9 protein-coding genes and 1 pseudogene are annotated in these 11,454 nt (G+C 39.6%); 8 read left to right on the plus strand and 2 right to left on the minus strand.

Annotated elements, in window-relative coordinates:
- The first annotated feature begins 100 nt into the window (after positions 1-100).
- The 8 genes from JWQ54_RS00705 (at position 101) to JWQ54_RS00740 (ending at position 8,504) form a co-directional block, all read left to right on the plus strand.
- Complete coding sequence (locus JWQ54_RS00705) at positions 101-709, plus strand: DUF2807 domain-containing protein (protein WP_299578816.1); 609 nt, start codon at positions 101-103, stop codon at positions 707-709.
- Positions 710-842: 133 nt separating this feature from the next.
- Positions 843-1,562 (plus strand): head GIN domain-containing protein, encoded by a 720-nt coding sequence (locus JWQ54_RS00710; RefSeq protein ID WP_299578818.1) that lies wholly within the window; start codon positions 843-845, stop codon positions 1,560-1,562.
- A gap of 142 nt (positions 1,563-1,704) precedes the next feature.
- On the plus strand, positions 1,705-2,688 hold the full coding sequence (locus tag JWQ54_RS00715; RefSeq protein ID WP_299578820.1) for a c-type cytochrome: 984 nt from the start codon (positions 1,705-1,707) through the stop codon (positions 2,686-2,688).
- Positions 2,689-2,810: 122 nt separating this feature from the next.
- A complete protein-coding gene (locus tag JWQ54_RS00720; RefSeq protein WP_299578822.1) occupies positions 2,811-3,527 on the plus strand; it encodes a head GIN domain-containing protein in 717 nt (238 codons plus the stop codon).
- Between the two features lie 255 nt (positions 3,528-3,782).
- On the plus strand, positions 3,783-5,135 hold the full coding sequence (gene tig / locus JWQ54_RS00725; protein WP_299578824.1) for a trigger factor: 1,353 nt from the start codon (positions 3,783-3,785) through the stop codon (positions 5,133-5,135).
- Between the two features lie 319 nt (positions 5,136-5,454).
- Positions 5,455-6,171, plus strand: a complete 717-nt coding sequence (locus JWQ54_RS00730; protein WP_299578826.1) for an ATP-dependent Clp protease proteolytic subunit — start codon at positions 5,455-5,457, stop codon at positions 6,169-6,171.
- A gap of 122 nt (positions 6,172-6,293) precedes the next feature.
- Entirely contained in the window at positions 6,294-7,532 is a 1,239-nt protein-coding gene (gene clpX / locus JWQ54_RS00735) for an ATP-dependent Clp protease ATP-binding subunit ClpX (RefSeq protein ID WP_299578828.1), read from the plus strand.
- A 108-nt stretch (positions 7,533-7,640) separates the two neighbouring features.
- Positions 7,641-8,504 carry an AMP nucleosidase gene (locus JWQ54_RS00740; protein WP_299578830.1) on the plus strand — a complete coding sequence of 288 codons (864 nt, stop codon included), beginning with the start codon at positions 7,641-7,643 and terminating at the stop codon, positions 8,502-8,504.
- A gap of 273 nt (positions 8,505-8,777) precedes the next feature.
- Here JWQ54_RS00740 and JWQ54_RS00745 read toward each other — a convergent pair.
- Together JWQ54_RS00745 and JWQ54_RS00750 are read right to left on the minus strand one after the other, a co-directional pair.
- Positions 8,778-9,846, minus strand: a pseudogene (locus JWQ54_RS00745) (phosphatidylinositol-specific phospholipase C1-like protein).
- Between the two features lie 11 nt (positions 9,847-9,857).
- Entirely contained in the window at positions 9,858-11,450 is a 1,593-nt protein-coding gene (locus tag JWQ54_RS00750) for a RagB/SusD family nutrient uptake outer membrane protein (protein WP_299578832.1), read from the minus strand.
- Between the last annotated feature and the right edge of the window lie 4 nt (positions 11,451-11,454).

Consider the following 11,454-nt stretch of genomic DNA (forward strand, 5'->3'; position numbering starts at 1 on the left):
TAGGGGCACATTCGCTGTAACGTTCTCTATTTGAGTTCGTCATATAGGTGTATTTAAAATTTAGAAAATATAATTACTTAACAATCAAAATATAACCATCATGAAAACTCAAATCATAACCATCTTCGCAGTGCTAGTTGTAGCATTAGGAGTAACAAATTCAACTTATGCAGCCACTGCAAAAAATGCTGATAACAGCTATACAATTTTAACAGACATCAGCGCCATCAACAAAATTGAAGTATACGGAAATGTTGAAGTATACATTTCTGATGGCGCAACCGACCAGGTAAAGGTTTATAACAAATACTACAGCGAAAGCGCTTTGGTTCAAAGCAAAAACGGTGTGCTAAGGATCTCATCATACAAATTAGACAAATTAGTAGTTTGGGTTACTGCAAACGATTTACGTGCAATCTCAGCTTTTGATAACGCCGAAGTAAAATCATTCGGTGATATCTCAAAGATCGAATTTGAAGTTGATTTGCACAACAGCGCTTCAGCTAAGTTAAATTTAGATGCTTACAGCGCCAGCGTAACTGTAAATGACGATGCGAAAGCAAATTTAAGCGGTACTGTAACTGAATATGCTTTAAATTACAACCGCGAAGAAAACGTTAACCACAAAGATTTGGTAGCTATACACACTTCAAAAAAACAAACAATAAAATTAGTTGCCGCCAAAGAGTTTAACCTGGCCGATCTTTAATCTTCACCCACACAAATACATATATTTAAAAGCTATCAACAAAATGGTAGCTTTTTTTATTTTTGATGTAACTTAACCAACCTTTTTATAGTCCAAAATAAAAGCCATAAAAAACAATCACAAATCAACAAAAATGAAAAAGATCCATTTAACCATATTGGCATTAGTTGCAGGAATTGCACTTGCCGGTTTATCATCATGCAGGTTTAGTTGTGTACATGGCTCAGGTCATCAAAAATCAGAGGAGCGTAAGGTGGGTGATTTTAAAGCGATCAGTATTTCTGGTGGGTTTAAAGTGATTTTAAAACAGGATAGCTCTTTTTCAGTAAGAATTACTGCTGACGATAACCTGCTTAAATATATCAGAACAGAAACAGACGGCAACAGGCTGAAGGTTTTTACCAGGAAAAACATGTGTAATACCGGGGAAATGACCGTAAATATCGGGGTTCGTGATTTAGAAGAATTAAAAGCATCAGGAGCAGTTGAGGTAGAATCTGCAGGGAAACTAACCGTACATGACCTGCACTTCCGGTTATCAGGCGCTACCAAGATCAACATGGAGCTTAATGCAGCTAATGTAACAACAAACGGAAGCGGCGTTACCGAATTAAATTTAAGGGGACAGGCGTCTTCACATAATATTGACCTGAGCGGCAGTGGTAAGGTACATGCTTTTGATTTTGTAGTGAATACCTGCAATATTGAAACATCAGGTGTAGGGCATAGCGAGGTTAATGTATTAAATACGTTAAATGTTCGGTCCAGCGGTGCCTCCGAAGTAAAATATCGCGGTAACCCCACTATCAGGAACGATAAATCCGGAGCTTCATCAATTGAGAAAGCGGATTGATTGTTTTGGGTTGATTGAGTTGATTAGGTGAATGGTTGATTAAGTTGTTGTAAGGTTGCTATAATCTAACTTAATTACCCAACCTATTTTAAATAAACCTAATCAACTCAATCAAACTTAATCTAACTCAATCAACCAACAAATGAAAAGACTTAAAAAAGTAGTATTATACGCTGTAATAGCAATAGTTCTAATAGTTGTTATAGGTATATCCTACATAACTTTGGCCCTGCCCAATGTTGGCGAACCGGAAGATATTCATGTAACGGTTAGTGCAAAAACAATTGCCAGGGGCGAATACCTTGCAAATCATGTATCCCTTTGTACCGATTGCCATTCGCAACGGGATTGGTCAAAATTTGCAGGCCCAATACTTGATGGCAGGTTAGGCGAAGGAGGGGAGGTTTTTGATGGAAAAGTAAATTTTCCTGGCAGTGTTCACGTACCCAACATTACACCCTATAATTTAAAAGGCTGGACAGACGGAGAACTTTTCAGGGCCATTACCAGTGGGGTGCGTAAAGATGGTTCTGCTATATTTCCGTTAATGCCCTGGCCATCCTATTCAAAAATGAGCAGGGAAGATGTGTATGCTATTATTGCCTACTTGCGTACATTAAAACCCGAGCATACCACCTATGCAAAAGCATCGTATAACTTTCCGCTTAATATTTTAGTACATACATTTCCTAAAAAAGCAAGTTTAGGTACAATCCCAAATCCGGCCGACACGGTTAAATATGGCGCATACCTTGTAAATGCAGCTGGCTGTATGGATTGCCACACACAAAACAACAATGGCACAATGGTACCCGGAATGGAATTTGCAGGCGGCCGGGATTTCAGGGTAGGTAACAATACCATCCGCTCTGCCAACATCACGGCTGATGCTGCCACGGGAATAGGCAGCTGGACAAGCGCCGCTTTTGTGCAAAGATTTAAAGCATTTTCAGACCCCTCCAGGGCTGCCGGTGTATCGGCAGGCGATTACCAGACCATTATGCCCTGGTATGATTACAGCGGGATTACCGGAACCGATCTTAAGGCGATGTATGCCTATTTAAAAACCATTAAGCCTGTTCGTAATAAAGTGATTAAGTTCCAGGCAAACAGTTTTGTTAAATAAACACGGTTAAAAACAAAAAACTAAACCGACGGGTATAGTTTGGTATATATTATGATTAAAAGCTACCATGTTTTGGTAGCTTTTTTTAGTTTTATACTACTTAAACTTTAAAAACATAAATTATGAAAAGTATCTGTTTAGCCGTATTATCAGCAGGCGCATCAAGCTATGGTGGCGCATCACAAAGTCAGCTTGGTTGCATAGAAGGTTCGGGCAACTCAACAACCGAAAAGCGTCAAATGGCCAATTTTACCCAGATTAACCTTGAAGGAGATTATACTGTAATCTTAACGCAGGACAGCTCTATGATGGTAGCAATTACTGCCGATAATAACCTGTTGCAGTATATTACAACAACTATAACGGACGGTACCCTGGTTATTTCCACTACAGAAAATATTTGCAGCTCCAGTGTAGTAGCTATTAGTATTGGTATAGGTACATTATCGGGTCTTACAGCAGCGGGGAAAGATCAGATAACCGCCAGCGGAACAATCACTGCACAAAATCTGTCGCTTCAATTTTCAGGCGCCGATACCCTTACGCTTGATCTTACTGCAACCGGCCTTACTACAAGTGTTAACGGCCAGGCCACTATTAACTTAACCGGATCAGCCACATCGCATAGTATTAACGTTAGTGGAAACGGTATGCTTAGCGCCCTTGGATTTGCAGTAAATAACTTTACCACAAACACCTCGGGAGCCGGTAAATACCAGGTAAGCGTAGCTGATACTATGACTTTGCACACAACAGGCTCGTCCGTTGTTGAATATAGCGGTAACCCTACAATTGTTGACGATAATAAAGGCTCATCAAAAATTACCAAAGTAGGTTGATCTTAGTTTTTAGACTGTAAGTCCGGAGGAAGAGGATAAGAAAATTCTTCACTTCCGGGCTTCCTTTTTAATATCCTTTTTAACAATGGTATAAATTGTTTTAACGGCGCAAATAAATTTATTTCCCTCACCTTACGCACTTTTCGGACTTCCCGACTTTTTTTATACATTTGCCCCTCCAAAAGCAGAGGCTTTTACTGGAGTATATATTCCGTTTGCCTGCTTTTTAAAGTTTACGCTTAAATACCGGTAAAAATGAATATTTCACAGGAAAAGATTGATAACCTGAATGCAGTTGTAAAGATCAATATCAATCCCGAAGATTATCAGCCACGCGTTGATAAAGCAATTAAAGATCAGGCAAAAAAAGCTAAAATGCCAGGATTTCGCCCGGGTATGGTGCCTGCATCACATATTAAAAGGATGTATGGTAAAAGTATTTTGGTTGATGAGATCAACAATATGCTGTCTGATACTTTAAACAAATATTTGACGGATGAGAAGCTGGAAGTTTTAGGGCAGCCACTTCCAAAAGCTGACGATCAAAAAGAATATAACTGGGATTTTGCCGATAACTTTGAGTTTAACTATGAAGTTGGCCTGGCCCCTGAATTTAATATTGAATTTTCATCAAAGGATAAATTAACCCAATATATTATTAAGGTTGATGACGAAACACTGGCATCGCGCATCAAAAGTATCCGCCGCAGCTATGGCAAAATGACAAATCCTGACGTATCGGCAGATGAAGATGTGCTTTATTCAGATTTAGTGCAACTTTCGCCGGATGGTTCTGTTTTTGAGGATGGAATTACCAATACCGCATCCGTTCGTTTAGATCAGATAAAAGATGAAGCCATAAAAGCATCATTGATTGGATTGAAAAAAGGGGACGAGGTAGTGCTGGATATTCAAAAAGCTTTTGACAACGATGCAGCCAAGGTTGCGGGGTTGTTAAAAATTGAAGAAGAAACAGCAGCAGATCTGAAATCGAACTTTCGCTTAACTGTAAAAAATGTTAACCGTTTAGAAGAGAGTGATCTGAACCAGGAGTTCTTTGACAAATTATTTGGTGAAGGTACGGTAACTACCGAAGAGGAGTTCAGGGCTAAAATAACTGAAGAAATTGAAACCATGATGGTGCAGGATGCTGACCGCAAATTGCAGGATGATATTTATCAATATGGTTTAAATAAAGTTCAGTTTGAATTACCTGATGAGTTTTTAAAACGCTGGTTAAAGGCAACCAATGAAAAGCTTACTCCGGAAGAATTGGCTGGCGGTTACAGCGATTTTGCTAAGAACCTTAAATGGACGCTGATTGAAAACAAGATCATCAAAGAAAACAACATCGACGTAAATTACGATGAGGTTTTCGCATTAGCTAAAGCACGTTTGGAACAGCAGTTCAGGATGTACAGTCCGCAGGGAATAGATGAGGAGCAATTAGGCCAATACACTGTTCAATACCTGCAAAATAGGGAAAACGCAAACAAAATTTTTGAAGAGGTAAAAGCTTTAAAGGTATTTGATTTTGTAAAGAGTGTTGCTACTTTAGATAAAAAAGAGATTTTGTATACTGAGTTTGCAAAGCTGTTTGCGCAGTAAGTCCGAAAGTCAGTAAAGACGGAAAGTCCGAAAGTGGAAGAATAGCTTTTACTTTCGGACTTTTATATTCTACAGCCCCTCCACGTCATGCCGAATTTATTCGGCACCCCACGGGACATGTCGCCAGCATGATGCAGACTTAGCAAGTGAAGTGGTGATCCGACCAGTTGGCGGACAGCATGACATGTGAGTTGGTGTCAGCTTAAACTTCCCGACTTCTCCCAAATAAATTTACTTTTAACAAACTTTCTGGTATAATTTGTATTTAAGTAACAACTATATTTATAGCGATTAAAACCCGCATCTTAACAAAAAAATCATGAGCAGTAACATTGATAAAAATGAATTCCGGAAATATGCTGTTAAGCACCATCGTATTAACAGTATTTATGTAGATAAATTTATTTCGCGCGTTGACGCAACCCGGATCCCAACCGGGATAAGTGGCATGACGCCTTATATTATTGAGGAACGCCAGCTTAACGTAGCACAGATGGACGTGTTCTCGCGATTAATGATGGACCGTATCATCTTCCTTGGTGATGCGATTTATGAAAATATTGCAAACATTATTCAGGCTCAATTGCTTTTCCTTCAATCGGCTGATGCTAAACGTGATATCCAGATCTATATTAACTCACCTGGAGGTTCGGTTTACGCTGGTTTAGGGATCTATGATACCATGCAATTTATATCAAATGATGTGGCAACAATTTGTACAGGTATGGCAGCTTCAATGGGAGCGGTGCTGTTATGTGCAGGCGCCGCAGGTAAAAGGGCCGCGTTACCACATGCAAGGGTAATGATCCACCAGCCATCAGGCGGTGCTCAAGGGCAACAATCTGATATAGAAATTACGTATCACGAGATCACCAAATTGAAAAAGGAATTGTACCAGATAATTGCAGATCACAGCGGTGCAACTTATGAGAAAGTTTGGGATGCATCAGATCGCGACCACTGGATGATAGCCGAAGAGGCCAAAGAATTTGGTATGGTTGATGAAATTTTAAGGGGAAATAACCCTAAAAAATAAGTGATTAGAGATTAGAGACCAGAGGTTAGTTTTTTAAATTTTTCTCCTAACCTCTGGTCTCTAATCTCTAATTAACTAATTCCGACTTTTTTGATTAAATTTGACTAAGAAAAGTAAATCAGATGAATAAAAACAGCAAGGAGATCAGGTGTTCGTTTTGTGGTGCAGGTAAACAGGACTCCCTGATGCTGATAGCAGGGCTTGACGCACACATCTGTGATAAATGCGTTAACCAGGCTAATGAAATATTGGCTGAAGAGCTTAAAGTGCGAAAGGTAAAAACATCGCCAAGTACCCCGGCTATGTTAAAGCCTGCTGAAATAAAAAGTCATCTTGATCAGTACGTTATTGGCCAGGATGATGCAAAAAAGATCTTAGCCGTTGCAGTTTATAACCACTATAAACGTTTAAACCAGAGGATTGAAAAAGATGATGTGGAGATTGAAAAATCAAACATCATTATGGTGGGCGAAACAGGTACCGGTAAAACCCTGCTTGCAAAAACGCTTGCCAAAATTTTAAACGTTCCTTTTTGCATATGCGATGCTACCGTATTAACTGAGGCCGGTTATGTAGGAGAGGATGTTGAAAGTATTCTTACCCGTTTACTTCAATCTGCCGATTATGACGTAGCTACTGCCGAAAGGGGTATTGTTTACATTGATGAGGTTGATAAAATTGCCCGCAAAAGCGATAATGCTTCAATTACCCGTGACGTATCCGGCGAGGGTGTACAACAGGCATTATTAAAAATACTGGAAGGTACGAATGTTAATGTGCCGCCGCAAGGAGGCCGTAAGCATCCTGATCAGAAAATGATAACTGTTAACACCAACAACATTCTTTTTATATGCGGTGGTGCTTTTGATGGTATTGACAGAAAGATAGCCAATCGCTTACGCACGCAAACTGTTGGTTATAAAATGAAACGTGATGACAACGAAATCGACCTTAAAAACCTGTATAAATATATAACCCCGCAGGATTTAAAATCATTTGGCCTGATACCAGAGCTAATTGGCCGTTTACCGGTACTTACTTATTTAAACCCGTTAGACCGTGAGGCTTTACACAATATTTTAACCGAGCCCAAAAATTCACTGCTTAAACAGTATAAAAAATTGTTTGAATACGAAGGTGTAAAACTTGAATTTGAAACAGAAGTGCTTGATTTTATTGTTGACAAGGCGGTTGAGTTTAAATTGGGTGCCCGTGGCCTGCGTTCAATTTGTGAAGCCATAATGATAGATGCCATGTTTGAATTTCCATCAAAAAAAGACATAAAGCGCTTAAATGTGACGTTGGATTATGCACATGAAAAATTTGAGAAATCCGATCTTAAAAAATTAAAAGTGGCTTAACAATAAGCATATAACCGGCACTTATATTTAAAAATACAATAAACCCTGGTTAATGCCGGGGTTTGTTGTATAAACCCCTGAAGGAGAGACTAATTATATATTAAAATTATGAATGAAGAACTAGATGTTAAGAAGGATCAAGAGTCCTTAAAGAATGAAAAGAAAATAAAAGAGATCCACAGTGCCATAACTCCGGGTTTAAAAACTAAAGAAGCAATTGTTACCAACTGGCTCCCGCGCTATACCGGTCGCCCATTGGCAGATTTTGGCAAGTATATTATTCTTACCAATTTTTCAAAATACATTCAGCTGTTTTCGCAATGGAATGATAATGCACCCATATTGGGGATTGACAAGCCTATGCAGAGCGTCACAGCTAACGGGATAACAATAATTAACTTTGGCATGGGAAGCTCGGTAGCGGCTACTATTATGGACCTGCTTTCTGCAGTGCACCCAAAAGCTGTTATCTTTTTAGGTAAATGCGGCGGGCTTAAAAAGAAAAATAAAGTAGGCGACCTTATATTGCCCATTGCAGGTATAAGAGGAGAGGGTACATCCAATGATTATTTACCTGCGGAGGTACCGGCGCTCCCTGCGTTCGCGCTGCAAAAAGCCATATCAACTACCATACGCGACTATGGCCGCGATTATTTTACCGGGACATGTTACACTACTAACCGCCGTGTTTGGGAACATGATAAGGAATTTAAAAAGTATTTGAAGAAATTAAGGGCAATGGCTGTTGATATGGAAACCGCAACCATATTTACAACCGGCTTTGCCAACAAAATTCCGACAGGTGCATTGTTGTTAGTTTCAGACCAGCCCATGATCCCGGAAGGTGTTAAAACTGCGGAAAGCGACTCGAGCGTTACTGAGCAATATGTTGAAACACATTTACATATAGGTATTGAATCATTAAAGCAATTGATAAATAACGGGTTAACAGTTAAGCATTTGATTTTTTAAATTTTAAATATAACCTTGATTATTACAAAGCCCGTACCCTTGATAGGAGGGCACTGAAAAAGTCCTTTAGAGTTAAAGAGGTTGTCGTACAAGTAAAATAGAGGCTCTGAGAATCGTCTATACGAAAGTGCTCTCCACCAACCTATCCGGATACGCTAAAGAAAAAGAGGCTGTTTTCTATGATGGAAACAGCCTCTTTTGATAAATAGCTACTTTTTCAGTGCCCTCCTTGATAGAGCACAGGCTTTGTTTATTGTTACTTGTTTTTACAGTTTACTTAAACAAAGGGTTCGGACGAAAATAGGTTCCATCAGCGAAACTTACCACATAGTCTGATTTAAAATGTGTGCTTTTTTGATAATAATCAGTAGTGATGATCTGTGCATCAGACGCTATTGCTGCTTCAAATGTTGATTTATCATTATCCCTTGCCTCTTCTGTATCACTGTCAGCACGGGTACGGATAATATATCCTTTTTTAACCAGCGCCCGTATTTTATAAAGATCCTTTTTGGGATTATTCATGATGTGTATTGCAGATTCCGGTGTACCAGGTTCTGAATCGGTAAAAAGGATGCGGTTTTTTAATGATGGATGGCCTGCTATATACGCTGCTCTTTTTTTACCCACTTCATCCAACACAAATATAAATTTACCTTTAGCCTGCTTTACCTTTGGCCAGTTACCATGTAAAACTGCATTTTGCAGGGTTTTATACTTCCCCCTTACATCGTCCGGAACGATGAGGTTTTCTTTGCCCAGGTTTTCTACAAGTTCCTGGTCTAACTGATCAAAAATTGCACTGGTAAATTTTTCCGGAACCGTGTAGTACGGTTTTTTCATGCGTTCATCTTTCGCATTCATCGTAACGAAAACCACGTCATGATCTTTATGCTTATTAGACCATTGCCTCAATTCCTGTAAACATTGTTTAAAGGTTAAGCAATTACTCCTGAAATCAATATCCTGGATATGCAGAACTTTAAATCCTGGTTCATTCATCACCCCATCCTTGTCAAATGGTTCCTGTCCGGGCGCCCAGGCAAGGCCTTTAGGATGCGCATATTTACCGCCTTTGGTATCGGCGTAAATATCAATTTCCAAATCCCGTAGCCCAAGATCTAATTGTTGCGATAAACTGATATGGCTATAATCTATTTTTTGAACCAACGGAGTCCTTTTGCTTTATAAATTTAAACAGAACCGGATCAATAGATTGCTTATAGCTGTTATGTGAGCCTATTACCTGGATTCGGTTGATAGGCAGATCATCAACGTTAGGTATCCCTGCCATAAACGACAGAGATACTATAACTAAAGTGCTTAAAAATAACCTGATCATATAAAAATAAATTAATAGCCCGGGTTTTGAACTAATTTAGGATTAAGCTTAATTTCAGTTGCCGGAATCGGGTAAAGCCTTCTGCTGGCATCTTTATTCATTGAAAGCGGATCATTGGCAAAAGGATAATCTACTTCAAACTGTCCGAAACGGATCAGGTCATTTCTGCGCCAGGCTTCCCATGAAAATTCCCTTGCCCGTTCATCAAGCAATGAGGGCAGATCTATTGAACCTGCTAATGCAGCTCCTGCACGTGCCCTGATTTGGTTAACTAAATATAGCGGGGTTTGCAGCTGTCCATTTACAGTTGTAGCAGTAGCTCCCCTTAGTATGGCTTCGGCTTTCATTAACATCACATCCGCCAATCGGAACACGGGTACATCATTGCTATTTAAACGTGTGGCCTGGATAATATTTGGATCAGGATAATATTTTATTGAACGGATCCCTTCAGATTGGCTTGCTATAGTATTACCTACATCCATTGGTTTTGGTTGTACCAGTATAAGGTCGGGGGTAATAACTATTTGGGTAGTAGTATTAGGGTAATAAGCAGGTTGCGAAGTAAAACCACCGTTACCATCAGGTACAAACTGTGGCCCAAGCAGCCAGGTATTTGTTCGCGCGTCGCCCGGTAAATTAAACCTGTTATAAAACTCATGTGTGGTGCTCATGGCAATACTCAAGCCCACATTGAATCCATAATATGGTGCTAAATAATAGAAAAATCCAAACCTGGTAAACTGGTTGCCCGGGATTTGCTGATCATAGGGAACTGCAAATACGGTCTCCTTTATCTGTGGCCCGTTATTCGGCAAAAACATATCCCTGTATCTTGCGTCAAGGCTGTAATTCTGGTTCTTCATAATGCTATCAGCCATTTTTACAGCATCATTATAACGCTGGGTGCCGGTATATACTTCTGCATTCAAGTACATTTTTTCCAAAAGGGCAAATGCCATTTCTTTAGTTGGCCGCCCATATTGTAAAGTATTGGTTGCAGCTACACTTGTTTTTGACGGCAGCTGTTGTATAACACTTAACAGATCTGTTTCTATAAATTTAAAGACATTTGCCCTGGATTGTGTTGGTGGCAGATCACTTACAGGAAAAGTGTTGATAATAGGTACATTACCATACAGATCCATCATAAAGAAGTAATACAAGTCGCGCATTGCCGTAATTTCAGCAACGCCCGACGTTTTTAAAGCTGTGCTTGATCCGGATGCTTTAACAAGGTTAATTAAGCGGTTGCAGTTATTAATACCACCAAAGCCCCATTGCCATACTCCTGAAACGTTTGGATGGTCAATGGTCCAGGTGTGATAGTGAAGCTGCCTGTATTGGCCGCCATCATCAAAGTTGCCATCCCTTGCCGGAATGATCGCCTCATCAGTTGACAGTTCCTGCATCCGCCAGTAGGGAACTGCGTAATTTGAAGACAAGTTAGAGTACATGGTTCCTAATAAGGCAATATAATCTGCCTGGGTTACCGGGAAATTAGATTTTACATATTGTGATTCAACAGGTACATCTAATTTTTTACAGGAGTTTATGGTGATTGTCACCGCAATCACTGCTAAATATATTATTATTCTTTTCATCTCT

This window comes from Mucilaginibacter sp., assembly GCF_028288225.1.
In the GTDB taxonomy this organism is placed as follows: Bacteria; Bacteroidota; Bacteroidia; order Sphingobacteriales; family Sphingobacteriaceae; genus Mucilaginibacter.

Coding starts and splice junctions, on each gene's coding strand:
- JWQ54_RS00715 (WP_299578820.1), top strand. CDS start 1,705: ATGAAAAGACTTAAAAAAGTAGTATTATACGCTGTAATAGCAATAGTT.
- JWQ54_RS00730 (WP_299578826.1), top strand. CDS start 5,455: ATGAGCAGTAACATTGATAAAAATGAATTCCGGAAATATGCTGTTAAG.
- JWQ54_RS00705 (WP_299578816.1), top strand. CDS start 101: ATGAAAACTCAAATCATAACCATCTTCGCAGTGCTAGTTGTAGCATTA.
- tig (WP_299578824.1), top strand. CDS start 3,783: ATGAATATTTCACAGGAAAAGATTGATAACCTGAATGCAGTTGTAAAG.
- JWQ54_RS00720 (WP_299578822.1), top strand. CDS start 2,811: ATGAAAAGTATCTGTTTAGCCGTATTATCAGCAGGCGCATCAAGCTAT.
- clpX (WP_299578828.1), top strand. CDS start 6,294: ATGAATAAAAACAGCAAGGAGATCAGGTGTTCGTTTTGTGGTGCAGGT.
- JWQ54_RS00740 (WP_299578830.1), top strand. CDS start 7,641: ATGAATGAAGAACTAGATGTTAAGAAGGATCAAGAGTCCTTAAAGAAT.
- JWQ54_RS00710 (WP_299578818.1), top strand. CDS start 843: ATGAAAAAGATCCATTTAACCATATTGGCATTAGTTGCAGGAATTGCA.
- JWQ54_RS00750 (WP_299578832.1), bottom strand. CDS start 11,450: ATGAAAAGAATAATAATATATTTAGCAGTGATTGCGGTGACAATCACC.